Source organism: Paenibacillus durus ATCC 35681 (assembly GCF_000993825.1).
Taxonomy (GTDB): Bacteria; Bacillota; Bacilli; order Paenibacillales; family Paenibacillaceae; genus Paenibacillus_AQ; species Paenibacillus_AQ durus_B.
This window is the reverse complement of record NZ_CP011114.1, coordinates 4,479,044-4,504,904: the sequence shown is the minus strand read 5'-3', so window position 1 is coordinate 4,504,904 and position 25,861 is coordinate 4,479,044. Positions and strand designations below refer to the sequence as shown.

24 protein-coding genes and 1 pseudogene are annotated in these 25,861 nt (G+C 51.9%); 18 read left to right on the top strand and 7 right to left on the bottom strand.

Going from position 1 to position 25,861, the window contains the following annotated elements; translation table 11 throughout:
• Positions 1-4: 4 nt before the first annotated feature.
• Positions 5-862, bottom strand: a complete 858-nt coding sequence (locus tag VK70_RS20990; protein ID WP_025694103.1) for a DUF72 domain-containing protein — start codon at positions 860-862, stop codon at positions 5-7.
• Between the two features lie 345 nt (positions 863-1,207).
• On the opposite strand from VK70_RS20990, the gene VK70_RS20985 reads away from it, so the two are divergent.
• From VK70_RS20985 to VK70_RS20960, 6 genes are all read left to right on the top strand, one after another.
• On the top strand, positions 1,208-1,990 hold the full coding sequence (locus tag VK70_RS20985; protein WP_025694102.1) for an ABC transporter ATP-binding protein: 783 nt from the start codon (positions 1,208-1,210) through the stop codon (positions 1,988-1,990).
• 3 nt (positions 1,991-1,993) lie between these two features.
• Complete coding sequence (locus VK70_RS20980; protein WP_046723719.1) at positions 1,994-2,806, top strand: ABC transporter permease; 813 nt, start codon at positions 1,994-1,996, stop codon at positions 2,804-2,806.
• Positions 2,806-3,723 carry an ABC transporter permease gene (locus tag VK70_RS20975; protein WP_052756023.1) on the top strand — a complete coding sequence of 306 codons (918 nt, stop codon included), beginning with the start codon at positions 2,806-2,808 and terminating at the stop codon, positions 3,721-3,723. Before VK70_RS20980 ends, VK70_RS20975 begins: the two co-directional genes overlap by 1 nt.
• A gap of 152 nt (positions 3,724-3,875) precedes the next feature.
• Positions 3,876-4,970, top strand: coding sequence for an ABC transporter substrate-binding protein (locus VK70_RS20970; RefSeq protein WP_025694566.1), 1,095 nt, complete (start codon positions 3,876-3,878; stop codon positions 4,968-4,970).
• A gap of 191 nt (positions 4,971-5,161) precedes the next feature.
• Positions 5,162-6,625: a CoA-acylating methylmalonate-semialdehyde dehydrogenase gene (locus tag VK70_RS20965; protein ID WP_025694565.1), complete on the top strand. Its 1,464-nt coding sequence runs from the start codon at positions 5,162-5,164 to the stop codon at positions 6,623-6,625.
• A 33-nt stretch (positions 6,626-6,658) separates the two neighbouring features.
• Positions 6,659-8,026, top strand: a complete 1,368-nt coding sequence (locus VK70_RS20960; RefSeq protein ID WP_025694564.1) for an aspartate aminotransferase family protein — start codon at positions 6,659-6,661, stop codon at positions 8,024-8,026.
• On the opposite strand, the gene VK70_RS20955 is transcribed toward VK70_RS20960, so the two are convergent.
• The gene (locus VK70_RS20955; protein ID WP_025694563.1) at positions 7,992-9,683 is read right to left on the bottom strand and encodes a PucR family transcriptional regulator; all 1,692 of its coding nucleotides are present in this window, start codon (positions 9,681-9,683) and stop codon (positions 7,992-7,994) included. The two genes, VK70_RS20960 and VK70_RS20955, sit on opposite strands and share 35 nt — an antisense overlap.
• Before the next feature lie 306 nt (positions 9,684-9,989).
• Between VK70_RS20955 and VK70_RS20950 the strand changes: the two genes are divergently transcribed.
• From VK70_RS20950 to VK70_RS29050, 5 genes and pseudogenes are all read left to right on the top strand, one after another.
• Positions 9,990-11,381 carry an NAD(P)-dependent oxidoreductase gene (locus tag VK70_RS20950; protein ID WP_025694562.1) on the top strand — a complete coding sequence of 464 codons (1,392 nt, stop codon included), beginning with the start codon at positions 9,990-9,992 and terminating at the stop codon, positions 11,379-11,381.
• A gap of 26 nt (positions 11,382-11,407) precedes the next feature.
• Entirely contained in the window at positions 11,408-12,697 is a 1,290-nt protein-coding gene (preA, locus tag VK70_RS20945; RefSeq protein WP_046723717.1) for an NAD-dependent dihydropyrimidine dehydrogenase subunit PreA, read from the top strand.
• A gap of 2 nt (positions 12,698-12,699) precedes the next feature.
• Complete coding sequence (gene hydA / locus VK70_RS20940; RefSeq protein WP_025698989.1) at positions 12,700-14,127, top strand: dihydropyrimidinase; 1,428 nt, start codon at positions 12,700-12,702, stop codon at positions 14,125-14,127.
• The gene (locus VK70_RS20935) at positions 14,127-14,348 is read left to right on the top strand and encodes a hypothetical protein (protein WP_025698991.1); all 222 of its coding nucleotides are present in this window, start codon (positions 14,127-14,129) and stop codon (positions 14,346-14,348) included. The genes hydA and VK70_RS20935 overlap by 1 nt, the downstream gene beginning before the upstream one ends.
• Before the next feature lie 29 nt (positions 14,349-14,377).
• Positions 14,378-14,530: pseudogene (locus tag VK70_RS29050) on the top strand (transposase); the annotation flags it as partial.
• Here VK70_RS29050 and VK70_RS20930 read toward each other — a convergent pair.
• Entirely contained in the window at positions 14,484-15,416 is a 933-nt protein-coding gene (locus VK70_RS20930; RefSeq protein WP_051505197.1) for an AraC family transcriptional regulator, read from the bottom strand. The pseudogene VK70_RS29050 and the gene VK70_RS20930 overlap by 47 nt on opposite strands.
• A gap of 149 nt (positions 15,417-15,565) precedes the next feature.
• Here VK70_RS20930 and VK70_RS20925 point away from each other — a divergent pair, with 149 nt between their 5' ends.
• The 5 genes from VK70_RS20925 to VK70_RS20905 all read left to right on the top strand — a co-directional run bounded on the left by VK70_RS20925 (position 15,566) and on the right by VK70_RS20905 (position 19,813).
• The gene (locus VK70_RS20925) at positions 15,566-16,735 is read left to right on the top strand and encodes an MFS transporter (protein ID WP_025698994.1); all 1,170 of its coding nucleotides are present in this window, start codon (positions 15,566-15,568) and stop codon (positions 16,733-16,735) included.
• A gap of 4 nt (positions 16,736-16,739) precedes the next feature.
• Positions 16,740-17,123 carry a VOC family protein gene (locus VK70_RS20920; protein ID WP_025698995.1) on the top strand — a complete coding sequence of 128 codons (384 nt, stop codon included), beginning with the start codon at positions 16,740-16,742 and terminating at the stop codon, positions 17,121-17,123.
• Between the two features lie 245 nt (positions 17,124-17,368).
• Positions 17,369-18,178 (top strand): methionine ABC transporter ATP-binding protein, encoded by an 810-nt coding sequence (locus VK70_RS20915; protein ID WP_046723716.1) that lies wholly within the window; start codon positions 17,369-17,371, stop codon positions 18,176-18,178.
• Positions 18,175-18,843: a methionine ABC transporter permease gene (locus tag VK70_RS20910; RefSeq protein ID WP_025693779.1), complete on the top strand. Its 669-nt coding sequence runs from the start codon at positions 18,175-18,177 to the stop codon at positions 18,841-18,843. Before VK70_RS20915 ends, VK70_RS20910 begins: the two co-directional genes overlap by 4 nt.
• A 115-nt stretch (positions 18,844-18,958) precedes the next feature.
• Positions 18,959-19,813 carry a MetQ/NlpA family ABC transporter substrate-binding protein gene (locus VK70_RS20905; RefSeq protein ID WP_025693780.1) on the top strand — a complete coding sequence of 285 codons (855 nt, stop codon included), beginning with the start codon at positions 18,959-18,961 and terminating at the stop codon, positions 19,811-19,813.
• 166 nt (positions 19,814-19,979) lie between these two features.
• Here VK70_RS20905 and VK70_RS29375 read toward each other — a convergent pair whose 3' ends face one another.
• From VK70_RS29375 to VK70_RS20895, 3 genes are all read right to left on the bottom strand, one after another.
• Entirely contained in the window at positions 19,980-20,126 is a 147-nt protein-coding gene (locus VK70_RS29375; protein WP_411431710.1) for a helix-turn-helix domain-containing protein, read from the bottom strand.
• A gap of 41 nt (positions 20,127-20,167) precedes the next feature.
• The gene (locus VK70_RS20900) at positions 20,168-20,419 is read right to left on the bottom strand and encodes a hypothetical protein (protein WP_025693781.1); all 252 of its coding nucleotides are present in this window, start codon (positions 20,417-20,419) and stop codon (positions 20,168-20,170) included.
• A gap of 721 nt (positions 20,420-21,140) precedes the next feature.
• A complete protein-coding gene (locus tag VK70_RS20895) occupies positions 21,141-21,809 on the bottom strand; it encodes a Type 1 glutamine amidotransferase-like domain-containing protein (protein WP_025693782.1) in 669 nt (222 codons plus the stop codon).
• 775 nt (positions 21,810-22,584) lie between these two features.
• Between VK70_RS20895 and VK70_RS20890 the strand changes: the two genes are divergently transcribed.
• A complete protein-coding gene (locus VK70_RS20890) occupies positions 22,585-24,126 on the top strand; it encodes a glycoside hydrolase family 32 protein (protein WP_025693783.1) in 1,542 nt (513 codons plus the stop codon).
• 56 nt (positions 24,127-24,182) lie between these two features.
• The gene (locus VK70_RS20885) at positions 24,183-25,031 is read left to right on the top strand and encodes a transglutaminase family protein (protein ID WP_025693784.1); all 849 of its coding nucleotides are present in this window, start codon (positions 24,183-24,185) and stop codon (positions 25,029-25,031) included.
• A gap of 200 nt (positions 25,032-25,231) precedes the next feature.
• Here the strand turns inward: VK70_RS20885 and VK70_RS20880 are convergent, their stop codons facing one another.
• Positions 25,232-25,732 (bottom strand): GNAT family N-acetyltransferase, encoded by a 501-nt coding sequence (locus VK70_RS20880; protein WP_025693785.1) that lies wholly within the window; start codon positions 25,730-25,732, stop codon positions 25,232-25,234.
• Between the last annotated feature and the right edge of the window lie 129 nt (positions 25,733-25,861).

The following is a 25,861-nucleotide window of genomic DNA, read 5'->3' as shown; positions in this document are numbered from 1 at the left end:
CAAATCATGACGGATGGTCAAATAGGTCAAGCTGCAGCGGCGCCAGTCCGCTGTCTTCTCCGCCAAGGAGAGCCTGAAGCTCTTTAGCGTTAGGCGTGGCATCGCCCGCCGAATTGTTGTTGAAGACGACATACACATTCTTAGAGTCCTTCTCCAATTCTTTCAGCCGGCCCAGCCATTCTGTCAGTTCTTCCGTGCTGTAGCGGTACAAATAGCGCAGCTTGCGCCATTCGGGATGGCTGCTTTGATGCCAGGCTTGGGCGTTTCGCCCATGCATCCGCACATAAGTTGCTTCCGGCGAAGTTGCCACGGACACGATCGGAATGGAGCCGATTCCGGCCTGAGGCTCGTCAACCACCGTATGAATCCAGCCTTCTTTTTTCATAAAAGCCAGCGTCCGCTCCTGGTATTCCGGGCTGTACCAGGTGGAGTTGCGGAATTCGAGCGCGCAGGGCACATCCAGCATCCTTTCTTTCGTCTCCCGCAGCACATCCACGTTTTCTTTCGTGCAGTTAAACCAGGGCGGGAACTGGAAAAGCGTCATCGTCAGTTTGCCCGCCTCTATGACGGGTTCAATGGAGGTATGAAACGCCCGAAACATGTCTTCGGCGGTATCGAAGTAATTCTTTTTGTCCCGCAGATGCCCGGTCATACCCTGATAGGCTTTGACAATAAAACCGAAATCATCGGGGGTCTGATTTACCCAGTTGATGTAATTTTTAACCGGCTGCACGGCGTAAAAGGAGCTGTCGATCTCCACGATGGAAAAATGTGCGCTGTATGCGGACAAACGGTCTGCGGGTTTAATCTTTCCATACAGTTCATCATGGTCGCCAAATCCCGTCAAACCGACCTTGATCACAGGCGATCTCCTCCTATTCTTAACACAAATGAATGCGGGTAGTACCCGGATACCTTCTATTTAAACTGAATACAGCAGGTGAAAAACAAAAAAGAGGGGGCTAAAGCCCGGCTGCGGGCTTGATCAGCCTCGAAAAAGTGAAATCGTGTTACTCAAACTGACGTGCTGGACAAAATGACGGAAATTCCTCAAAGCTATTTTACTTTTTGTCTAGTGTGAGGGGCAAGAGCACAGTGTAACATGTTAGTTAAAGCTACATGGACGATGTGACTTTTCCGTAAATATCAATATGGTGTTAACTTACATGCCATTTATACAAATAATTCGGGAATGGGGGGAATATCGATGTCACTTATTGCGGCAAAGGTTCCTGAAATTGAATTGGAAAATGTGGAGATGCGCTATCAGACGGATACGGCGGAAGTTCTGGCGCTGCATCAGGTGAGCCTGGATATCGCCAAGGGAGAATTTGTCTCTTTGCTTGGCCCGTCCGGCTGCGGCAAGACAACGCTGCTTCGGCTGATGGCCGATTTGATCGAGCCGACGGGAGGCCGGGTAACGGTCGCCGGCAAGAGCGCCAAGGAGGCGCGGCTCGCCCAGAAATACGGCATCGTCTTTCAAAGCCCCGTGCTGTACGACTGGCGCAAGGTGAAGGACAATATCACGCTACCGCTGGAGCTAATGGGCGTCAAGAAAGCCCGCCGCGACGAGAAGGCGCTGGAGCTGCTGGAGCTTGTCGGCCTGAAGGGCTTCGCCGACAAATACCCTTGGCAGCTGAGCGGAGGGATGCAGCAGCGGGTGGCCATCGCCCGGGCGTTGTCGATGGAACCGGAAATCCTGCTGATGGATGAGCCGTTCTCGGCCCTCGATGAATTCACACGCGAGCGTCTAAATGAAGAGCTGTTATCCGTGTGGAGCAAGGTAGGCAACACGGTTGTATTCGTTACTCACAGCATTCCCGAATCCATCTTCCTGTCTGACCGGGTCTTCGTACTGTCCCCGCATCCGGGCCGCCTGTCGGCGGTAGTTGATATTCCTCTGCCGCGTCCGCGGACGGCCGAGATGAGAAACAGTCCGGAATTTTTTGATCTGATCGCAGGCATTCGCGACAGCTTCGAGGGAGTGTAATTTATGAAAGGAAACAGCATGCTGGCCAAAGGGCGGTTCCTGCCTCTGTTTGTCTGGGTAGCAGGGCTGCTGATTGTCTGGGAGGCCCTTTCGTGGGTGCTGCTGAATGTAGTGCATACGCCGCTGGCCCAATCGAAGCTGCCCTATGTGCATGAGCTGGTTGCGACGCTCTTTCAGTACGCAGGCACACTGCTGAAAGAGGGGGCCGCGACCTTCGGGAACGCCGCCATCGGCTTCCTGCTCGGCGCCGCCGCAGGGGTGCTGCTCGCGGTGCTGATGAGCGTATCGAAGACGATTGAGCAGCTTACCTTCCCCTACGCAGTGGCATCACAGATGATTCCGATCCTGGGCCTCGCCCCGATCATCTACGGCATCGTCCGCGACGAGCAGATTTCGCGGATCATTATCTCGGGTTATATTACGTTCTTCCCTGTATCGCTCAATATGCTGCGGGGACTCAGAAGCGTCAATCTCTCGGCTCTCGAGCTGATGCATTCTTACGCGGCCAAACCTTGGGCCGTCTATTGGAAGCTTCGGCTTCCCGCCGCCCTTCCCGGCCTGTTCAGCGGACTGAAGATCGCTGCTCCGCTTGCGGTTACCGGCGCGATTCTCGTCGAGCTGATGGGCGCGCAGCATGGAATCGGCGTCATTATGCTGCGCAATCTGTATTACGGTCCTTCGCATACTTACATGTTCTGGTCGACCATTCTGGTCGGTGCATTTCTCGGCATGGCCAGCTATGGGCTCATGAGCCTGATCGAGCGGCTTGTTGCTCCTTGGCAGCCTGAATTCCGTCCGAAAGGGGGCAGCCGCTGATGGAAGGCAACACAGTTGGTGAAGCAGCGCTGGTTGCTGCTCGCAGCCAAGAGGATGGAAGCCGTCCGCAAGCCGCTATGACGGCTAAACCGGCTCCGCCGCCTTCGGCGGCCCCCGCGCAGAACGGCAAGCCGCGCCGCCGTGCGCGGAAAGCCGCGATCTTTCGCGTCATCCTTCCTGTGCTCGCGGGCGTCCTGTTTCTGGCGCTGTGGGAGCTGCAGGTCATCCATAAGATATTTGATTTGAAGAAATACCAGCTTCCGCTGCCGTCGGCGATTGCGAAGGCGATGGGCGATAATATCAGCCTGCTGCTGTCCTATACGGGATATACGCTCACTGAAGCGGTGCTAGGCATGCTTGTCGGCTCGGCGCTTGGTTTCATCATTGCCCTGGCCGCCACGGCCTGGCCAAGATGGGGCAGCGGCAGCCTGACGCTGGTAGCCGCGCTGAACGCCGTTCCCATCGTGGCGCTTGCGCCGATCATGAACCTGTGGTTCGGCGATGGGCTGGGCTCCCGCATCGCCATTGTAACGGCGACGACGATGGCCGCGATGGCGATCAACGCCTATAAAGGAATGGCGGCAATCGATCCGCTGGCGCTGGATCTGATGCATTCGTACGCCGCGCCCAAATCTGCGGTGTTCCGCCACCTGCGGATCAAGAACAGCCTGCCCTATGTGTTCACCGCGCTGAAAATCAACGCGACGGCAAGCATGATCGGGGCGATTGTCGGCGAATTCTTTTTCTCCTCGAGAGGGCTCGGTTATCTGCTGTCCAACTCCATTAAGGTCGCCAAAATGCCGCTCGGCTGGTCATGCATCGTGCTTGCGGCGGTTGCCGGCGTCATTTTTTACCTGGTGGTGGAAAGGCTGGAGAAGGTGTTCATTCGCTGGCATCCTTCGCGGCGGGCTTCATAGGCAAAGGAATAAACGGTACAATCGGCCGCTAGGCTTACCCCTGAGGAATCGGGACCGGCCGTTTGCATACAGCGCATCATGAGGTAGCCACATTGTTCCAGAAATCATTTTCTCAAATCTATTCAAAATTTTCAGCGGGGGGAATTCGTTTGATGAGCGTAAAAAACAGAAAATTTCGCGGTGTGCTGTTATTGGCGGTAATGGCGTTGGTATTGTCGATTCTTGCAGGCTGTGGAGGCAACAATAGTTCTTCGGGAAGTGAGCCAACTGCTTCCACAGGAAGCTCGGCTGCTCCGGCAGCAAGCACGGCGCCTTCAGCGGACCTTGTTCCGGTTAAGCTGCAGTTGAAATGGGTGCCGCAGGCTCAATTTGCCGGGTACTACGTCGCGCTCAGCAAAGGCTACTACAAGGACGAAGGTCTGGACGTTCAAATCCTGCCTGGCGGACCGGATATCGTGCCTGAGCAGCAGGTTGCGGGCGGATCGGCTGACATCGGCGTCGATTGGGTAGCGAGCTTGCTGACGAGCCAGGAGCAGGAAATGCCGCTGGTGCAAATCGCTCAAATTTACCAAAAGAGCGGTCTTGTGCTGGTCTCCAAGAAATCGGCGAATATCAACAGCCCGGCTGATCTAAAAGGCAAACGGGTCGGCAACTGGATGGGCGGCAACGAGTTCGAGCTGCTGGCGCTGTTCGACAAATACAAGCTCGATTCGAACAAGGATATCAAATTTACGAAACAAGGCTTTACCATGGACCAATTCCTCGGCGGTGAGCTGGACGCGGCTTCCGCGATGACGTACAACGAATATCAGGTTGTGCTTGAGTCGGGCGTCAAAGCCGAAGATCTGAATGTCATCGACATGAACGACGAGGGCGTCGCCATGCTGGAAGACAATCTGTTCGCCAACAAGGAATGGCTGGCAGCCAATAAAGAGACGGCGGCGAAATTCGTCCGCGCTTCGCTTAAAGGCTGGAAGGATGCCATCGCCGATCCGGCGGCGGCAGTCGATATTGTGATGGAACAAGCGGAAGCCGGCAGCACAACGAAAGAGCATCAGCTGAAAATGATGGAGGAAGTCGCCAAGCTGATTCAACCGGAAGGCTTCGACATCTCCAAGCTGGGCTACACGGACGAAGCCGCATTCAAGCAAACCGCAGACATCGCCTTTAAGTTCGGTGTAATCAAGAAAGAGGCCAATCTGTCCGAGGCGTACACGAACGAAATTATGGACATGGCTTCAAAATAATGCAATCCGCAGGATAAGCCCCTCTGGGCTTGATCCTGGAGCCTCCGCGAAATTCCTGACAGCCCGCCTTGCCTGAAGCGGATCTGATTTTGCGGAGGCGGTTTTTTTCAGAGCCGTCATGTCAATGGATAGCGTTGAAGCGCCAAGCTCCGGTTATCGGGGGTAATTTTATGGAAAAAGAGGTGCCTTGCATGTCTCTGCTGGTCAGACAGACTGAGAAAGTGAGAAATTTTATCAACGGGCAATGGGTGGAGTCGTCTTCCGGGCGGGAGGAAGAAGTATTCAATCCGGCAACGGAGGAAGTGATCGCTTATGTACCGCTGTCCAGCCGTGAGGAGCTGGATGCCGCGGTTGCTGCGGCAAAGGCGGCGTTTTACAACTGGAAAAAGGTTGCTGTGCCCCGCCGGGCCCGTTACTTCTTCGAATACCAGCAGCTGCTGCTGAAGCATGCGGAAGAGCTTGCTGAACTGATCACGCTGGAGAATGGCAAGAGCCTTGAAGAAGCGCGCGGAGAGGTTCAGCGCGGCATCGAATGCGTCGAATTTGCCGCAGGCGCTCCCACCTTGATGATGGGCAGCCAGCTGCCGGACATTGCCACAGGCATCGAGTCGGGAATGTACCGCTATCCGCTCGGCGTTGTGGGCGGGATTGCGCCGTTCAATTTCCCGATGATGGTCCCGTGCTGGATGTTCCCGCTGGCGATTGCCTGCGGCAATACATTCGTGCTGAAGCCGTCAGAGCGGACGCCGCTTCTTGTGGGCCGTCTCGCCGAGCTGTTCATGGAAGCGGGGTTCCCGCCCGGCGTGCTGAATGTTGTTCATGGGGCGCATGAGGTCGTTAACGGAATGCTGGAGCATGAGGACATCAAGGCGATATCCTTTGTCGGCTCCCAGCCGGTCGCGGAATACGTCTACAAGAACGGAAGCGCGCATGGCAAAAGGGTTCAGGCGCTGGCCGGAGCGAAGAATCACTCGATCGTTCTGCCGGATGCCGACATGGATAATGCGGTCAAGAACATCACCTCCGCCGCCTTCGGCTCCGCCGGCGAGCGCTGCATGGCCTGCTCGGTTGTAGTTGTTCATGAAGAGATCGCCGACGAGCTGGTTACGCGCCTCCAGGCTGCTGCCGACAATCTCAAAATCGGCAGCGGCCTGGACGCCGGGGTGTTCCTGGGGCCGGTTATCCGGAGGTCCAACAAGGAAAGGACCGTGTCGTATATTGAAACCGGGGAGCGGGAGCAGGCGACGCTTGTCCGGGACGGCCGGAAAGACGCCGCGACTGAAGGAGCGGGCTATTTCATCGGCCCGACGATATTTGATCATGTGAAGCCGGGGATGACGATTTGGCGGGATGAGATTTTTGCACCGGTGCTGGCCGTCGTTCGCGTGAAGGATCTGGCGGAGGCGATCTCCGTTACCAATCAGTCGCCGTTCGCCAACGGCGCCTGCATCTATACTGACAGCGCCAAGGCCATCCGCGAATTCCGCGAAGAGATCGACGCAGGCATGCTGGGGGTCAATTTGGGCGTACCCGCGCCAATGGCGTTCTTCCCGTTCTCGGGCTACAAGAAATCGTTCTACGGGGACCTGCATGCGAACGGACGCGACGGCGTAGAGTTCTATACACGCAAAAAAATGATTACAGCCCGCTACTAAAGCCGCGCGGGCCATGGAGAGGGGATAAGTGCAATGCTCGAAACGGGGATAGAGAGCGAACTTGCAATCAGCAAAGACCGGAAGTATCTGTGGCATCACATTTCGCCTTACAGCGAAGCCAATCCGCCGATGATCGCCGCGTCCGCCAGCGGTTCCTGGGTTACCGATATCGACGGAAAGAAATATCTGGACGGCATGTCGGGCCTGTGGTGCGTTAATGTGGGCTACGGACGTAAGGAACTGGCGGAAGCCGCATATAATCAACTGCTCAGCCTGCCTTATTTTCCGCTGACGCAGAGCCATATGCCGGCCATTCTGCTGGCGGAGAAGCTGAACGAATGGCTGGGAGATGAGTATGTGATCTTCTTCTCCAACAGCGGATCGGAAGCGAATGAAGCCGCCTTTAAAATGGTGCGGCAGTACCACCAGCAGAGCGGACAGCATTACCGGCACAAGTTCATTGCCCGTTACCGGGGCTATCACGGCAACTCCTTCGGCGCCCTGTCCGCGACAGGTCAGGCCCAGCGCAAATACAAATACGAACCGCTCAGCGGGGGCTTCCTGCATGTGGCGCCGCCCGACAGCTACCGCCGTCCCGCTGGGCAGTCCGTAGAGGAATTCAACCTCTTGATGGCCCAGCAGATTGAGGACACCATTGTCTGGGAGGGCGCAGAGACGGTAGCGGCCGTTATCATGGAGCCGGTGATTACCGGCGGCGGCGTCATTGTGCCGCATCAGGTCTATATGGACCGCGTGCAGGAAATCTGCAAGAAACACGGCGTGCTGCTCATTATCGACGAAGTCATCTGCGGCTTCGGCCGGTCGGGGCGTAAATTCGGCCACCACAACTTCGGCGTGAAGCCGGATATCGTGACGATGGCCAAAGGGCTGACCAGCGCTTATCTTCCGCTGTCGGCGACCGCCGTCCGCAAGGAGATTTACGAGGTCTTCAAGGATAACAGCGACGACTACGGCTACTTCCGGCATATCAATACGTTCGGCGGCAATCCGGCCGCCTGCGCCCTGGGGCTGCGGAATCTGGAAATCATGGAGCAGGAGAACCTCGTCGAACGCGGCGATCTTCTCGGCAAGCGGCTGAGCGCCGGACTGTCCGGGCTGCTGGAGCACAAGCTGGTCGGCGATGTCCGCAGCTTCGGCCTGATCACCGGCGTCGAGCTTGTGGCGGATAAGACGACCAAGGAGCCGGCTCCGCTGGATACGGTGAAGGGTATCATCGCCGATTGCAAGGCCAAGGGTCTGATTATCGGCAAGAACGGCGATACGGTAGCGGGTTACAATAACGTACTGACCTTCGCCCCGCCGCTCGCCTCAACCGACGAGGACATCCAGTTCATCCTGGACACGTTCACAGAGGTACTGAACGGGAACTGGGCAAAGTAAGCTTCTCCGGGTACAGGAACTGATAGGCCCGCAGCGCGACCTGAATGGATATGCGGTTCTCCGGCGACATAAAGTCCTCGCCGAGCAGCTCTGTAATTTTGTCCAGACGGTAGTACAGCGATTGTCTGACGATGAACAGCTTCCGCGCCGCGATCTGCTTCGACCCGTCATGATCCAGATAGACCCGCAGCGTCAGCAGCAGCTCGCTGCCCTTCTGCTGGTCATGGTCGATCAGCGGACCGAGATAGGTGCGGATAAAGTTCTGCAGCGTCTTGCCGTCGTTCAGGCTCAGCAGCAGCTGGAAGACGCCAAGCTCTTCGTAGAACAGGGTCGGCTTCTGGTGGCAGGGGTAGAGCGACAGCGCCTGCACCGCTTCCCGGTAGCCGGTTGGAGCATTTTTAAGCTGAGTATGCGATTTGCCGACGCCGATGACGAGCTGAAGATCCTTCAGCTTCTCGTCGGAGCGGATATTCTGCAGGGCTTCCAGCGCCTGCTGCAGCCGGGTCCGCCCGGGTACCTTGGACTGAATGTCCAGCGCAATGACGGTCAGGCGGTTGTTCTTTAGCGTAATGAGCGGCCGGAGCGAATATTTCTCGAAAATGGAACGCAGGACAAGTGAAAGGTGAAACGTAATCGACTCCCATTCATTTTCCGAGCTGTTCCATTTTACGTTTCGGGGATTTTCGATCTCGATCAGACATACACGGTAAGCAAGCTCGTTGACAACGCCGAAATCCGGTCCGATCAAGCTCTTGAGCCGGTTTTCATCGTCAATGCGCCCGTTGATCAATTCGTCGACCCACAAATTTTCGGAAAAAAGCTTGCGCTCCTCCATGTAGCGTGTGCGCAGCAGCTCCTGGGCGATGGACAGCGAGGCGGAGTCAAGCAGCAGACAATCGAACTCCTGCGGTTTATGGGGGCATATCATCAGAATGTAGGCCCATGTCTGGTCCAGAGCGCCGACCGGCTTGAGCACGACCGTCTTGCCGCCGAATTCGCGGAAGCTCGGGGCTGCGTCCGGTTGGTGAATTCCTTCCATTTCTTCATAAAAAGCCGAGAAGAAGCGCAGCAGAGGCTCCTGCTCTTCCGGCGGCAGCGAAGGGAAGAACTGCGGCTTGCCTTGGAGCTGCATGTAGAGAATTTGCGTGCGCGTGCTTCTGGACAGCAGCTGCAGCACCTTTACCGTTCCCTGCGAGGTCAGCGTCAGCCGGTGGAACTCGCGGGAGATGCTCTCCAGCTCCCCGAGCATGCGGTGATGGCGGTTGATAATAAGTGAATGCAGATCAAGCGTAATGTCGACGAACCGAACCGTGCGGTTGAAGACAATAAGTGGAAAATCATGCTGATCCGCCAGGGAGACCAGCTCTTCTGGTACGGTGTTGAAATAAGTCCCCAGCTCGATGCACAGGCAAGCGGCGTTCTTGTGGATCAGGTACTCCAGAAACTCAAGTGAGGCGGGGAGATCGGCGCTCATCCCGATGCCTGTTGTGAGTATCATTTCCTGTCCGTGAATCAGGCTCTCGATGCTGGAGCTTTCCAGCACATGCACCCAGCGGATCGCCCGGCCCTGGCCCGAGCTTCCTCCGACGACTTTGGCGTCGGCAAACAGCGGTCTTTTCAGCGCTTCCCGAATCGTAAACACAAGTTCCCAGTCCATAGTCATCCTCCTCGTCTTGGCAGACGCCGTATATTTTTCTTGTACCGAAGTCCATTTTGAGCCTAGTTCCCTCACGTAAAAAATACACTTTTGAAATTAGACATTATGTCTAATGTAACGAAAAAATGAATTGACTATAGTGTGAATATAAATGTTAGAATAACTAACCTAAATAGGCAGAGATAAGCTTGTTTTAAAAGGGATACAGCTTATTTTACTATATAAATCTGTCGAAGTATGTAGAATTATAAGGCAAAAATCGTAATTGTGTTATATTATGTAACATACATCTAGGAGGGATAACTGATGGAACACGCTTCACCGTTGACTGCATTTTCACCTGACATGTTCATGCGAAATTTCGCTGAGGCCGAACCGGGGCTTACCCGCAAGGGCGCTGCCGAAGAATCCAACCGCTGTCTTTACTGCTACGACGCTCCTTGTATCAAGGCTTGCCCGACGGGCATTAACATTCCCTCCTTTATTAAGCGTATTGCCACGGACAACCTGCGGGGCGCCGCGCATACGATAATGGAATCCAACCCGGTAGGCGCAAGCTGCTCGCGCGTCTGTCCGACCGAAGAGCTGTGCGAAGGAGCCTGCGTCCTGAACGACGCTTCTGAGCCGATCCAGATCGGCCTCCTCCAGCGCTATGCGACCGATTGGGCAATGAATAATGACGTGAAGCTGTTCAAGGCGGGTGCTCCGAGCGGGAAAAAGGTTGCCGTGATCGGCGGCGGCCCGGCCGGATTGTCGGCTGCCAGAGAGCTGGCCCGCGAAGGCTTCTCCGTCGTGATCTACGAAGCGAGGGAACTGGCCGGAGGATTGGACACACATGGCATCGTATCCTTCCGTCTGCCGCAGTCCGTCTCCCTGTGGGAAGTGGAGCAGGTCGAGAAGCTTGGCGTGGACATCCGCACAGGCGTAAAGGTAGGGATTGATGTAACGGTGGATGAGCTGAAGGCGGAATATGACGCGATCGTGCTTGCTGCTGGTATGGGTTACGTGCCCGAGCTGGGCATCCCTGGCGAGGAGCTGGAAGGCGTGTACGACGCGATCAAGCTGGTGGAATCGACGAAGACGGGCGTGTCCGATGTGCAGCTGATGGGACAGCGCGTTGCCATTATCGGCGCGGGCAACACGGCGATTGACGCCGCAACCTGCTCCGTACGGCTTGGCGCGGCCAATGTGAAGATGGTCTACCGCCGCACCCGCGAGGAGATGACAGCCTACGACTTCGAGTATGAATTCGCCAAGCAGGAAGGCGTCGAGTTCAGCTGGCTGACGCTGCCTAAGCGCATTATCGGCGACGAGCTCGGTAAGGTGACGGGCCTTGAATGTGTAACGATGAAGCTGAGCGGCGAGGCTGGCAGCGACGGCAGACTTAAGCCGGTGCCGGTGGAAGGCTCCGAATTCATTATGCCGGTAGAAGCAGTTGTGCTGGCCATCGGGCAGAAGCGCCATACCGGCCTGATCGAGCATCTCGGCCTGGACCATGAATGGGGCGTCGTGAAGATCGACGAGGAGACCCATCGGACCTCCGATCCGCAAATTTATGCCGTTGGTGACATCGTCTTCGGCTTCGGCAAAGGCGAAGCGATGGTCGTATCCGCGGCCCAGCAGGGCAAGCTCGCCGCTCACGCGATTGTTAAGCAATTCACACCGCAGCAAGACGGCGTTGTCGGCTCTGCGGTATAAAATATTTTTCAGGGAGGGAATTATCAATGGCAGATTTGAGCATTAATCTCGCAGGGATCAAGTCGCCCAATCCGTTCTGGCTGGCCTCCGCGCCGCCAACCAATACAGGCTATCAAGTACAGCGCGCTTTTGAAGCGGGCTGGGGCGGCGCCGTATGGAAGACGCTCGGCGACCCGATCATCAACACGTCCGCGCGCTTTGCCGCCGTCAATTTCAACGGTCAGCGCGTAGCCGGCTTCAACAATATCGAGCTGATTACGGACCGTCCGCTGGATGTCAACCTCAAGGAAATCTACGAGACCAAGAAGCGCTTCCCGAATCACGCCGTGGTCGCCTCCCTGATGGTCGAGCCCAAACAGGAGAAGTGGCATGAAATTGTCAAAAGAGTAGAGGATGTCGGCGTAGACGGTCTGGAGCTGAACTTCGGCTGTCCGCACGGGATGGCGGAGCGCGGCATGGGCGCCGCATCCGGGCAGCAGCCCGATCTGGTTGAAGCGCAGACGTATTGGGTAAAAGAAGTGGCAACAACCCCCGTCATTGTCAAGCTGACTCCCAACATTACCGACATCACGGTTACAGCCCGCCACGCCGTTAAGGGGGGCGCCGACGCGATCAGCTTGATCAACACGATCAACAGTCTCGCAGGAGTGGACATTCATACCTGGAACACGATTCCCCATATCGGCGGCAAGGGCGCTCACGGCGGCTACTGCGGCCCGGCTGTGAAGCCGATCGCGCTCAACATGGTTGCCGAATGCGCACGCCACCCGGAGGTGACCGTTCCGATCTCCGGCATCGGCGGCATTTCCACCTGGCAGGATGTCGTTGAATTTATGCTGATGGGCTCAACCGCCATCCAGGTGTGTACGGCGGCTATGCATCACGGCTTCCGGATCGTGGAGGAAATGATCGACGGCCTGAACAATTATTTGGATGAGAAGGGCCTCGCATCCGTGACTGAACTGACCGGCAAATCGGTGTCTAAGTACTCGAACTGGGGCGACCTTAACCTCAACTACAAAGTGGTGGCCCGGATCAACGAGGAGAACTGCATTAACTGTAACAAATGCCATATTGCCTGCGAGGACACTTCGCATCAATGTATCGATATGCTGACGAATGCAGAAGGTAAAGCGATTCTTAAGGTGCGCGAGGAAGACTGCGTCGGCTGCAACCTATGCTCGATCGTCTGCCCGGCGGAAGGCGCTATCGACATGGTGGAGGTCGACAGCGGCCTGCCGCCGATGACCTGGAACGAGCGCCAGCGCGTCGTCGGCAGTCTAAGCGGTTCTTATTCCAAAGCGGAGGTGTTTTGAGAATGAAGAAGCTCATCAAGAACGGGACGATTGTAACGGCGGCGGATACGTTTACCGGGGATGTCGCGATCGAGAACGGAATTATTACGGAAATCGGCCTTAATTTGAAAGCAGACGGGGCCGAGATCATAGACGCTTCCGGCTGCTATGTCTTCCCGGGCGGGGTGGATCCGCATACGCATCTGGATATGCCGTTTGGCGGAACCGTAACCGCCGACGACTTCGAGACGGGCACCATTGCCGCCGCCTATGGCGGAACGACGACGGTGATCGACTTCTGCCTGACGAGCAAGGGGCTGCCTCTCCAGCAGGCGGTGAACACCTGGCATGAGAAATCGCAGGACAAAGCCGTGATCGACTACGGCTTCCACCTGATGGTGTCCGAGCTGAACGACACCGTGCTTGCGGAGCTGCCGCAAATTATCGAGAACGAAGGGATCACCTCCCTTAAAGTGTTCATGGCTTACAAAAATGTGCTCCAGTCCGACGACGGCACGCTCTTCAAGACGCTCCAGGCCGCCAAGCAAGAAGGCGCGCTCGTGATGGTCCACGCCGAGAACGGCGATGTCATTGACTATCTTGTGAGCAAAGCGCTGGCCGAGGGCAACACCGATCCGATCTACCATGCGCTGACCCGGCCTCCGGAGCTTGAAGGCGAAGCCACGGGCCGCGCCGCCTATTTGACCGAGCTGACCGATTCGCAGCTGTATGTGGTGCATGTGACCTGCGCCGAAGCGGCGTGGAAGATCGAGGAGGCCCGCAAGAAGGGGCTGCGCGTCTACGGCGAGACCTGCCCGCAGTATCTTGTGCTTGACCAGACGGCGCTTGAGAAGCCGAACTTCGAAGGGGCCAAATACGTCTGGTCCCCGCCGCTGCGCGAGCAGTGGAACCAGGATGTGCTGTGGAAATCCTTGTGGAACGGCAGTCTGCAAACGATCGGCTCCGACCAGTGCTCTTTTAACTTCAAGGGTCAGAAGGAGCTGGGCCTTGGCGATTTCTCCAAAATACCGAACGGCGGGCCGACAATTGAAGACCGGTTCACCATTTTGTACTCCGAGGGTGTGGAAAAAGGCCGCATCTCGCTGAACAAGTTCGTGGACATTATTTCGACGACCAGTGCGAAGCTGTTCGGCCTGTTCCCGCAAAAAGGGGCGATCGCTGTCGGAAGCGACGCCGACGTCGTTATTTTCGACCCGTCCGTGAAGCGGACCCTTTCCGCCGAGACCCATCATATGAACGTCGATTACAACGCGTTTGAGGGCTTCGAGGTCAAGGGAGAACCGGTGTCCGTCCTCAGCCGAGGCGAGTTCGTTATCCGCGACAAGCAGTTCGTTGGCAAGCCGGGCTCCGGCAAGTATCTGCGCCGTAAACGGTTCGGAGCCGCTCCGGTACTTCCGGCCAAAGCCGAGGTTGGCGGAGGTGTGGTCTAATGTCCGCATACGATGATTTTGCCAAGGAGAAGCAGGAGATCGACGATTTGCTGCTTCAGGGCTATACCGTTACCGGCATGCTGGAAACCCTGGATGGAGCCAAAGTGAAGTTTGACGGAGGAGAGCCGGGGAGTGAGAGCGTAGAGCTGCTGCTTCTGACGGCGGACGCCCGGAAATATGTGACGACGCTGGTTTTTGCAGGCCTGCAGAAGGTAGAGTAGCCGTTCGCCAAATTAAGGAGATTCGGGACGGCAAACAACTGTACCGCAAACGAAAAGAAACGATAGAGCGAAGCTTCGTGGACGCTAAAGAGCTCCATGGGTTTCGCTATTGTCGTTTGCGCGGGCTAGCCAACGTCAAGGACCAGGTCTTGACGACAGCAGCCGTAAAGAAAATGAAGAAGAACCTTTCATGTTATCCCTATACTCGCTCGGCGTATATCCCAAAGTTTTTCGGAATGTTTCAGTGAAATAGCTTGCTCCTGAAAATCCCGTCACATAAGCTATTTCCGAAATATGCATGTCTGTTATCCTAAGCAATTCCATGCTCTTATTTAGGCGATACCCTGTAAGATAAACAATAGGAGTTTGGTGTAGATAGTCCTGAAAAATCCGACAGCAACTGCTTTTACAAACCTTACCGGCATTTGCTATGTCCTCAAGCGTAATCTTTTTACTGTAATGCTTTTGAATATATCCAACCATTTCTTTCAACGAAGAAAGCTTGTAGTGAGTTCTCTTTTCGTTTTTTAAGGTATTGGGGTTGTGTTCAAAAAGGAGCGCCCAAATACGATAAAAAAGGCTTTGTACCGTTAGCGGATAGGACTTGTTTTTTCCAAGCTCCGTTTCATAAATCTTGATAACCGAATCGATAATCTCCTTTTCCCATGTAATTTTACTCGACAGGTGTTTATACGGAAATGTACTGTTAGCGATTATTGGTGTGACAAGTGATTGCTCCATATACTGATTTGCGCAAAGCAAAATCGGATGAAGTAAAACGTATATAAACTCGCAATCGCTTCTGTCGGCCGAATATCCGAAGTGAAGTTGCCGCGAATTAATGAAAACGCCATCACCTTCTTGTAGAACATTTACCTCTCCGTTGACATTATAGCTCATATATCCCGACAACATAATAATAAACTCGATATCGTCGTGCCAGTGGCTTGTTGCCGCATAATTAGGATAATAGGATATCTTAGCTTTGTTAGAAAGCAAGGGCAGATCGGGCGAATTATACGAAACACACTCGGAATTATCATCATACAAGTCTATTTTTACCAGCATCGGAACTCTCCTTTTACACGATTGTTATATAATAATGCTTCATTGTGGGTAGATGGTCATATAATTTTGTTATATAACAATATTGTATCAAAAATTCTTTTTATCAATCAGCAATCGAATTATTTCAACAGAGTAGTTTTGGAGGGTTTATGTATTCACTTTTGCTTGTAATCATATATATCGCGTTTATCAGTCTCGGTCTGCCCGATTCGCTTCTCGGCTCTGCATGGCCTGTGATGTACGAACAGTTTGATGTGCCAATATCTTATGCCGGAATTGTAACCATGATTATTGCCGGCGGTACAATCGTATCCAGCCTTATGTCCGACAGGCTGACAAGAAAACTCGGTGCAGGGCTTGTAACCGCAATCAGTGTGATGATGACGGCGGTCGCCCTGTTCGGCTTTTCAATTTCCGGCTCTTTAATTTTCCTTTGCCTGTGGGCAGTTCCGTACGGACTCGGAGCAGGCGCGGTTGATGCGGCCTTAAATAATTATGTTGCGCTGCACTACGCCTCCCGGCATATGAGCTGGCTGCACTGCTTTTGGGGTGTCGGAGCAGCGGTTAGCCCATACATAATGAGCTATTGCCTGACAAGCGGATTGGGTTGGAATAACGGCTATCGTTCGGTAGCTGGTATACAGATTGTGTTGACTGCGATACTTTTTCTCAGTCTTCCGCTTTGGAAAAGAAAAACAATCGCCCATAACAGCAGTGAAACGCCTGCGGCGGCTCTGAGTCTGTCGCAAGCCTTAAAGATTAAGGGAGTTATATTCATTCTTTTCACTTTCTTCGGATATTGTGCACTTGAAAGCACAACGGGGCTATGGGCAAGCAGTTATCTTGTCCGATACCGTGGAATTGATGCCGAAACTGCCGCAAGATTTGCCTCTCTGTTTTTCCTCGGCATAACCTTTGGGCGCTTTCTCAGCGGCTTCATCGCCGATAAAGTAGGCGATAAACGGCTGATTCGCTTTGGAATAATAACAATTATGTTCGGCATTGTCTTGGTTGGACTCCCTATCGGGAGCAATATCACGGTCTTGCTTGGGCTTGTCATTATCGGTCTCGGCTGCGCTCCGGTTTTTCCCTCGATTATTCACTCAACGCCTACAAACTTCGGCAAGGAGAATTCGCAGGCAATTATCGGTATCCAAATGGCAAGCGCTTATATGGGCAGCACCTTTATGCCGCCGCTCTTTGGTTTGATTGCCGATCATATAAGTATTGGATTGTATCCGATCTATTTAATGTTTTTCGCAATCCTTATGCTCTTGATGTCAGAGCGGCTGATCAGAGCTATTACGGTAAAGGAGTAACAAAATGAGAATCGAACACATTGCTTTGTATGTTGAAGATTTGGAAAGAATGCGGGATTTTTATATCTCATTTTTCGGGGCGGAATCAAATGAGGGATATCATAATGAAAAAACAGATTTCAGATCATATTTTTTGAAATTTCAAGACGGTGCAAGACTTGAAATTATGAATCATCCTAATATGGTTAAGCTTGAAAAAGATTATAGACGAAACGGGTATATTCATCTTGCTTTTTCTGCAGGAAGCAAAGAAAACGTGAATCATTTGACAAAACGTCTTGCAGATGCAGGCTTTAAAGTGATAAGCGGACCACGCACAACCGGTGACGGGTATTACGAGAGCTGTGTGCTCGACCCGGAAGATAATCAAATTGAAATCACGGAGTAAAATGAACAAGACAGGCAATACAATATGGGAGCATTATAATCTTTCCCCGCCGGGAACTCGGGCGTACGCTTTTTTAGATTGACATCATCTAATGATTACTCTATATTATTAATAACAATTAATCTCATTGAATTAATAGGAATTATGATTGATTGACCAGTTGACTGGAGATCAAGCCGAATGACGCCGTTAGGCGTATTAGGGCTTGATTTTTTTTATTCCTTGGAAAGAAGGTAGGTTCAGCCATGATAACCGTCACGAATCTGAACAAGAGCTACCGGACACGCAGCGGGACGGTTTCGGCGCTTACGGATATAAATCTGCATATCGAAAAAGGCGAAATATTCGGCATTATCGGCTTCAGCGGCGCCGGAAAATCTACGCTTATCCGCTGTCTGAACCGGCTTGAGGAGCCGGATTCGGGCAGCATTCAAATTGGCGAGACGATCATTACCGATCTGAAGGAGCGCGAGCTGCGGCTGGCCCGCCGTAAAATCGGGATGATTTTTCAACAGTTTAATCTGTTTGATTCCAAGACGGTCTTTGGAAACGTCGCCTTTCCGCTGAAGGCCGCGGGTTATAAGAAGCCTGAGATCGAGCGGCGGGTGGGCGAAATTCTCGACCTGGTTGAGCTTGGCGGCAAGGCAGGAAGCTATCCTTCCGAACTGAGCGGCGGACAAAAGCAGAGGGTAGGCATAGCAAGGGCGCTCGCCGGAGAACCGGATGTGCTGCTGTCGGATGAAGCGACATCGGCGCTTGATCCGCAGACGACCCATTCCATCCTGGAGCTGCTCGCGGATATTAACCGCAGGCTGGGCCTTACCGTTGTGCTGATCACGCACGAGATGGATGTTCTGCGCCATATATGCGGCAATGCCGCCGTAATTGAGGCGGGCCGAATCGTAGAGAACGCTCCGGTCCGGCAATTGTTCCATAACCCGCAAAGCGATACGGCCAAGCGGTTCGCCGGAATTTACGACTTCTACAACAATAGCGGGAATAGCGGACAGCTCGAAGTTCCGAAGTCGGAGGAAAGAGAGGCTGTGCTGCGATGAGAGAAGATGTAGTCAGTCTGCTGTGGGAAGGGCTGCGGCAGACGCTGTACATGGTGGCATGGTCGTCGGTCTTTGCGCTGCTCCTGGGCACGCTGCTAGGGATTACACTGGTAGTTACGGATAAGGGCGGGATTCTTGCCGCTCCCGGAGTGAACAAGGTGATCAGCACCGCAATTAACGGCGTCCGTTCCATTCCGTTCATTATCCTGATTGTGCTGCTGCTGCCTTTATCACGGCTGATTGTGGGTACTACGCTCGGTCCGACGGCGGCGATCGTCTCTTTATCTATCGGCGCGGCGCCGTTTCTGGGGCGAATCATCGAGAATGCTCTTCGCGAAGTGGGGGACGGCAAGATCGAAGCGGCCAAATCGGTAGGCGCTGGGCCGTTCACCATCATCTTGCAAGTGCTTATACCCGAAGCTTTACCCGCTCTGGTCCGGGGAATGACGATTGCTGTCATCTCCATCACCGAATTCACGGCGGTAGCCGGAGCTATCGGAGCGGGAGGACTGGGGAGCTTGGCCATCCGCTTCGGCTATCAGCGGTTCCGCACCGATATTTTGCTTGGTACGGTCCTTCTTATCATTTTGATCGTCCAGATTCTGCAATGGTCCGGCGACTATATCGCCCGTTCCATTGACCGGCGGCGCTTTAAGAACGGGTAGGGAGGCTGCCGCCGCCGGGTTTAGGTTCCCCGTTCTAGACGAGGGCTTAGGGCCTTCGAGGATATACCGGTTGTACATTCTTTTACATACATTTTCAGAGAAAGCAGGGATTAGGATGGCGAGAAAAAGAAGCTTATGGTTTGCGGCGGTCATTGTAGCGACAGGAATCTTGGCCGGCTGCGGATCGCAGAACGGGAACGGGGAAGCGGCTGCTCCGCAGACAAGCCCGGCAGAAAGTGCAGCGCCGAAGGAAGTGACAATTAAGGTCGGGGCGTCGGCTGTGCCGCATGCCGAGATTCTGGAGTTTATCAAACCGAAGCTGAAGGAAGAAGGCGTCAATTTGGAGGTAGTGACGCTGGATGATGACGGACAGCTTAATCCTGCGCTGCAGGAGAAGCAGATCGACGCCAACTACTTCCAGCACGTCCCTTATCTGGATTCCGTTAAAGGAGAGAAGGGCTATGATTTCGTAGTTACCGCCAAAGTGCATGTGGAACCGATCGGCTTCTACTCCGAGAAGCTGAAGAGCAAGGACGAAATCCCGCACGGCGCGAAAATCGGCATCCCGAACAATCCCTCCAACGAATACCGGGCGCTTGTGCTGCTTCAGCAGCAAGGGCTGATCAAGCTGAAGGACGGTATTACGACTTACGAGGCAACTCCTAAAGATATCGTGGATAACCCGCACAACCTGGAGTTCGTCGAGGCGGATTCGGCTACCCTTCCGCGTTCGCTGCCCGATCTGGACGGAGCCATCATCAACACCAACCTCGTTCTGGAGGCAAAGATTGATCCCAAGACAGCGCTGTTCCGCGAAGATGCGAATTCGCCTTATGCCAACGTAGTCGTTGTCCGCAAAGGCGATGAGAACCGCGAGGAGATCAAGAAGCTGGATGCAGCCCTGACCAGTCCGGATGTCAAAAAATTTATCGAAGATAAATACGGCGTCGCTGTCGTTCCGGCTTTTTAGATAATTGCCAATGAAACTTTAGTGTCAGCAGAAAATAAAGTATTAGACTCGATGGCTATGTTCCACGCGGTTCTCCCAATTGTCATACCGTCAGACTTCATAAAATAAGTTTTAGACTGACCCTAGAAACTGAAACAGCGACAGCAAAGGACGAGAAAATAAAGTCCTAGACTGTCGCTGTTTTATTCGCTTGTTGGCCGTCGTGCCTGATCCCGAGCATATCCGCGATCTGCTCCTGTGTCGGGTAGCAGCTGCCGGTCTCGTCCATATGCGAAGCAATGGCGAGCAGTACGGCCAGGCGCTCGGATCCCAGCTCGCGGATATGCTGCGTGTCGGCTGTCGGAGGACAAGTTTTTATCTAGTAGGCTTCAAAAAAACTTTATAGCATATATCATGGGCAAAAGTGCTTTGTTTATTGGGATCTGCGTCATAATTATAATCCGCCGGGTTTGTGTCAAAACTATACATAACGTTTGTCACAATATAGAGTTTGCTATTCCATAGAAGAAGCTCGCCTGTTCTTGGAATGAACGGCAACGCAACCAGATCAGAATATTCAGCGCGCGGATCCTCATTTAATACAATTGCCAACTCAATAACTTTCAAATGCTCACCTCAAAAATGTAAAATATCATTAAAAAATAACTACTACTCTCGGACCTACAAAGCAAGATGCTGGGCCTTTATCTGTATAAATTTGGGCGACCGCGCCAACGCTGTAGGTTCCTGGTGTATAGTATGTCTAATTTTTAGTGAAAGTCACACCTCCAGCATTAGGGCCGCTAAAGTTTTCTGCTGCCGCTGGAGCCTTAGTTGAAAGTGTGGTTGTGCTTGTAGGTTCCGGAGCCGTCGAAACTTCGCTAGCGAAAGTAACCTTGCCTGTGGTAGTAAAAGTAAGCAACAAAACAGCGATAATGGCTAAGTTTCTGAAGAGAATTTTACCTGACTTAATCAAGAATAACAACTTCTTCGCTTTATAGTTTGAGATATTTCATGTTTTAAAACGAAAAAAGCCCCTGCTGTTTTGCAGAGGCTCGTCCGATATGTGATTTAACTAATGGTCTACCCCATGGCATTGAACTAACGTTCTCCGTTAGTTCAATAAAATGAGCAGCTAGCATCCGCCGAGCATAGAAAGACCGCCATTGAAGGCGGTTTACAAAATTTATTATTTCTGCCCAACAATAAGTCCTGGGGATATTAAGATTGCATCTGTTTACAAACCGTATTCCAAACATAGAGAGGAAACCTGAGATGATTCGCTGTAAGCCTTGATTTTATACATCAAAAGGAATTAAATCAGTTAGGTCACAGCCACTCACCCTATTTAGAGCGTCTCAACCAATTTCTGAATCTTTGAGTGGGAAATTAAATATACAGGCCCCATTATGTCTATTTTGCCGTCCTTTACACGCATAGCGCTCTCCTGTTCTGCCGCATAAACATCAATCTCTTCAGACAAGGGGAACAGGTAGCCTTGAACAAACGCGGCGTAGTCGCGTTTAGAATGAGATTCATAGGCAAAATGATCAAAGCCAATACCATCATAAATAGTACTTGTTTCAACTTCATAGCCAGTGTTTTTCAAGCTTAACCATTTTGCAGCCATGTTTATCGCACCGGCGCTGGCACCCATTATAACGGCATTGCTGCTTTTAATAACATCGGATAATTCATATTCCGCCAAAAAATCGTTCTGCAAAACAGGATCTCCACCGCATAAAAAAATGACAGAAGCGTTTTGAATTAATCGCTGGGCATCTTCCTTCTGCATGCGGTTATCAATTAAATGATATTCATTAAAAATAATGTTAGCCTGATTCAACCATGTCCATTCAGAAACATCATCAATGTTAATTTGCTCAACTTTATAACCAGACGGTTGAGCGCTAATCATAACAAGCGATTTTCTGTCTTTTATATCCTCATGCAACCATTGGACCAGCTTCTCTGGAAAAAAATCATTAAACCAACTGAGATAGTAGTGAGTTTTCAAACTTAATTACCTCCATATGTACTATTTACATTCATCCATTCTTAACGATAAAACCTATTATACACGCTAGAAAGATGAACGGTTCTTCAGCCATTTCGCTTACACTCCCTTGTACACTTTTCATAAATTCAACCCTATATTACCATAACCTGGAATTGGAGTATGTGAAATATGTTTCCACGTTATCCTGCCCGTTAGTTTAATGAAGTGACGGTAGTCTAATACTATATTTTCTCAGTCTACAACTTTATTTTCTTTAGACATTTAATACAATCCATTTTTGAGGCTGTCCTAAAAGCAGGTTTCTAAAATCTTTAGGGACTCCCCACATAAAAAACAGCAAACCGGCCGGTCAAGGAATTCATCCTTGGCCGGCCGGTTTCATTTTGTCTACCGCATGTTTCTTCAGCAAATTATGGGCGAGCGAAAGCCGCCTGACCTCCATGCTCACCCCCGATCTTCCGGGTTCCTTTCGCCTTGGTACATGCCTTCATTAGCAGATAGTCCTCACAGCTTTCACGCCGGTGTATCCGCAGCTTCAGTTCATATCCACTACACGTTTTACTCCGCTACTATCCGTTTTACTCCGGCTTTCCTGCACAAAAACGCAGTTTTCGACCAATTCCGCGCACCTATTGAGAGCTCCATTAGAAGAATTATACAGCAATTTGGTGAAATTTGTCGATCCAGATATTGTATTTGAGCTGGCGTATTCCGATAAATCAAATATATGAGGAAGAGCTGAAGTTAAAAACGGTTAGAGGAAGGGGATTCAATGAGAGTGAGAGTAAAATGTATAAGTAATAAAGTAAGAGGTGTACTGTGCGCAGCCCTTGTTGGATTATTATTTTCTTTTGGATTTGTTGGATCGAACGAAGCCTTTGCGTATGGTGAATTAAATCGTCCGGAGTATCACATTACTCCTCAAGCAGAGTGGATGAACGACGTCCAAAGACCTTTATACATCAACGGTCAACACCATCTATACTATCTTTATAACGACGACTTTTCATTGGGTGGAAATGGCACAGAGTGGGCTCATGCGGTATCTACGGATTTAGTTCACTGGGAGCGAAAACCAGTAGCTATAGAAAAATATAAAACTCCGTATGGAGACCCTTGGACGGGCAGTGCGGTTATCGATGAAAATAACACAGCAGGGTTTGGTAAAAATGCTGTAATTGCGCTAGTAACGATGCCGTTTGAGGGACAATCTACTCACCTTTGGTATAGTACAGATGGCGGAAATTCCTTTAAACATTATGATATCGTCCAGCATAACCCAACAGGAAGTGCCGATTTTAGAGATCCCAAAATCATTTGGCATGAACCAACCCAAAAGTGGGTCATGCTATTAGCAGAAAGAGATAAAGTGGGATTTTATACCTCTTCTAACTTAAAAGACTGGGAGTATGCTTCTTCTTTTGTCAAACAGGATATTGGAATTGTTGAATGTCCTGATCTTTTTCAATTGAACGTAGATGATAATAGCGACAATAAAAAATGGGTCTTGGTGGTAGGGGGAAATGGGTTTAATTATGGTGTAACCACAGGTTCCAGTTACTTTGTAGGTGACTTTGATGGAAGGGGGTTTCATGCTGAAACTCCTGTCAAATGGCTGGAACAGGGCGCAGACTCCTATACAGGGGTTACTTGGGATGCTCCGTATACCAATGGGAACTTCAGGTACTTTATTTCGTGGATGAATAATTGGAATTACGCACGTCAGCTCCCGTGGGATACGTTTAATGGAAATACGAGCATTGTAAGAGAAATACGGTTAAAAACAACAACAGACGGATTAAAGCTGGTACAAAAACCAATATGGAATCTTCCGGACAATTTTTCCACAATATTGGATATAAGAGGGGTAGATATATACACTGGCCAAGAGAATATTTTTAAAGATTTTCACGGACTTTCTTATACTATTGAGACCCAAATCGATGTCGGAGATTTAACGGAAGGAAAGTTTGGGTTTTTTGTTAGAGATGGGGATGGGCAGTATGCAGACCTGACATATGATAAATCAATAAATGAATTTGTGTTCAATAGGGAAAATTCAAGGATAAAGGTTGATGTTGAGGAGTTCAACAGACCGCAAAGAGTGATTGTACACCCGAAAGAGGGGAAAATTAAGCTGGAAATATTAGTGGATAAGAATGCCGTCGAAGTATTTATCAATGACGGGGAATACGTGCTGAGTAATTTAATATTAAATGATTTGTCTTCAGATGGATTGAGACTATGGACAGATGGGCATGTACATTTAGAGTACCTAAAACTAAGGGATTCTAATAAATTTACGATCAGCTAAAAAAGGCGCCTATGGGTAATGTACAACAGAATGCCTCAAAGGAGACGTTAGTTCCGATGAATTATGAAATTGTGCATACGAATACGTTCACATATGAAACGCAAGTCGATCAAAGCCTGAATACGATCCGGCTTAAACCCTTGACGGATGAAGTACAACGGCTGCTGATGTACCGGGCGGAGATCACACCGGCTTCCCTGACGAAGGAATATACCGATTTATGGGGCAACCAGGTGGAGACCTTTTTTATACCCGAGAAGCATAATCTGCTGGAAGTGAAGACCACGTCGGTCGTGAGCATTCAGCGGGGCTCCTTTATTCATGAAATCCGGTATTCGAAGCGGATGCAGGATATTTTTCATTCTCAGCAATTCCGGCAGCATTATCTGTCCTATCTGAACGAGACCGACTATACCTTGCTGCACCCGGAACAGTTGTCGGAAGTGAAGCGCGGGCTGGGCGAGATGGATAATCCCGTGCAGTACGCTTTACGAGTCATGAATTATGTATACGAAACGTTCACCTATTGCGGAGAGGCGACAAGCGTGGATACGCTGGCCCGGCAGGCTTTTGAGCTGAAAAAAGGGGTGTGTCAGGATCTGGCCCATATCATGATCGGCATCCTGCGCGCGGGCCGCATCCCGGCCCGGTATGTAAGCGGGTATTTGTACGTCGGCCAAGATTCCGCCCTTAAGGGCGATGCGGCCACTCATGCCTGGGTCGAGGTCATGGTGCCTGGCATCGGCTGGGTCGGCCTTGACCCGACCAATAATGTGGAGGCGCTGGACAATCACATCCGTGTTGGAACAGGGCGCGATTATGCGGATGTCAGCCCGCTGCAGGGCGTGTACCGCGGGGGCAGCAGCACGCTTGAAGTCGGCGTGTCCGTGACGCTGCTGGAGTAACGCGGGGACTAAAGGCCGGAGCAGCCGGAAGAACAGAGTGCGGATTTCGGCGCGGCATACTCTTCCGGATAAAGTCATGCCGAGTAGGAGCTTGGCTTCGGCACACCGGCCCCGGCCACCCGCTATGCTGCACGGCAGCGAATGGCTAATCTGCCGGAAGCGCATGGCGGATCGGCCGCAAGCGCGCCGGACTGCTCGCGTTAACGTCCCGCCTCGTATTCCGTCCGCAGAATCGACAGGATGTGAAGCGAATCGAACCTGTCGTCGGCCTTTACGCATTCCCGCAAGGTGCCTTCCGGAGTGAAGCCGGCCCCCTCGTAAATATGGCGCGCTTTGGCGTTATGCGTCTTGACGTCCAGCCATAGGCGGTGTGCGGATGTGCTGCGGAACAGCCATTCCTTAAGCAGCCGGAGCGTTTCTTTGCCGTAGCCGCTTCCTTTTTTCACCACGACTATACGCTTGATGCATATCGACAGATTGGGATCGGTAAGACCCGTTACGATCACATATCCCGCTTGCTCCCCCGCCGCATCTTCGATGATGATGTGCAAAATATCGGGGTCCCGCAGTGCATTCCGATGTTCTTGCTCATTCCATTGGCCTACATAAAGGCTGTTGTGCCGATCCCGCTCGGCCTCAATCACGAATGCCAAGTCGCCCTCTTCCGTCTTCCGCAGACGTATTTTTCCTGATTCGATCAAATTCCGCTCTCTCCTTCCATAAATTTTCATAATTATATATTAAAGAAGAAGTTTTGTCGCCCTGACATCTGTTAGAATACGGGAGTACACTGTTTTCTGTAAATATTCATTTGTTTGCAAAAAGACACT

What these genes read in the sequence shown, in the direction of transcription:
- VK70_RS20935 (WP_025698991.1), top strand. Translation starts at nt 14,127, where the DNA reads ATGTCCGCATACGATGATTTTGCCAAGGAGAAGCAGGAGATCGACGAT.
- VK70_RS20885 (WP_025693784.1), top strand. Translation starts at nt 24,183, where the DNA reads ATGAATTATGAAATTGTGCATACGAATACGTTCACATATGAAACGCAA.
- VK70_RS20970 (WP_025694566.1), top strand. Translation starts at nt 3,876, where the DNA reads ATGAGCGTAAAAAACAGAAAATTTCGCGGTGTGCTGTTATTGGCGGTA.
- VK70_RS20980 (WP_046723719.1), top strand. Translation starts at nt 1,994, where the DNA reads ATGAAAGGAAACAGCATGCTGGCCAAAGGGCGGTTCCTGCCTCTGTTT.
- VK70_RS20915 (WP_046723716.1), top strand. Translation starts at nt 17,369, where the DNA reads ATGATAACCGTCACGAATCTGAACAAGAGCTACCGGACACGCAGCGGG.
- VK70_RS20925 (WP_025698994.1), top strand. Translation starts at nt 15,566, where the DNA reads ATGTATTCACTTTTGCTTGTAATCATATATATCGCGTTTATCAGTCTC.
- VK70_RS20930 (WP_051505197.1), bottom strand. Translation starts at nt 15,416, where the DNA reads ATGCTGGTAAAAATAGACTTGTATGATGATAATTCCGAGTGTGTTTCG.
- VK70_RS20960 (WP_025694564.1), top strand. Translation starts at nt 6,659, where the DNA reads ATGCTCGAAACGGGGATAGAGAGCGAACTTGCAATCAGCAAAGACCGG.
- VK70_RS20955 (WP_025694563.1), bottom strand. Translation starts at nt 9,683, where the DNA reads ATGGACTGGGAACTTGTGTTTACGATTCGGGAAGCGCTGAAAAGACCG.
- VK70_RS20905 (WP_025693780.1), top strand. Translation starts at nt 18,959, where the DNA reads ATGGCGAGAAAAAGAAGCTTATGGTTTGCGGCGGTCATTGTAGCGACA.
- VK70_RS20910 (WP_025693779.1), top strand. Translation starts at nt 18,175, where the DNA reads ATGAGAGAAGATGTAGTCAGTCTGCTGTGGGAAGGGCTGCGGCAGACG.
- hydA (WP_025698989.1), top strand. Translation starts at nt 12,700, where the DNA reads ATGAAGAAGCTCATCAAGAACGGGACGATTGTAACGGCGGCGGATACG.
- VK70_RS20965 (WP_025694565.1), top strand. Translation starts at nt 5,162, where the DNA reads ATGTCTCTGCTGGTCAGACAGACTGAGAAAGTGAGAAATTTTATCAAC.
- VK70_RS20950 (WP_025694562.1), top strand. Translation starts at nt 9,990, where the DNA reads ATGGAACACGCTTCACCGTTGACTGCATTTTCACCTGACATGTTCATG.
- VK70_RS20975 (WP_052756023.1), top strand. Translation starts at nt 2,806, where the DNA reads ATGGAAGGCAACACAGTTGGTGAAGCAGCGCTGGTTGCTGCTCGCAGC.
- VK70_RS20985 (WP_025694102.1), top strand. Translation starts at nt 1,208, where the DNA reads ATGTCACTTATTGCGGCAAAGGTTCCTGAAATTGAATTGGAAAATGTG.
- preA (WP_046723717.1), top strand. Translation starts at nt 11,408, where the DNA reads ATGGCAGATTTGAGCATTAATCTCGCAGGGATCAAGTCGCCCAATCCG.
- VK70_RS20890 (WP_025693783.1), top strand. Translation starts at nt 22,585, where the DNA reads ATGAGAGTGAGAGTAAAATGTATAAGTAATAAAGTAAGAGGTGTACTG.
- VK70_RS20920 (WP_025698995.1), top strand. Translation starts at nt 16,740, where the DNA reads ATGAGAATCGAACACATTGCTTTGTATGTTGAAGATTTGGAAAGAATG.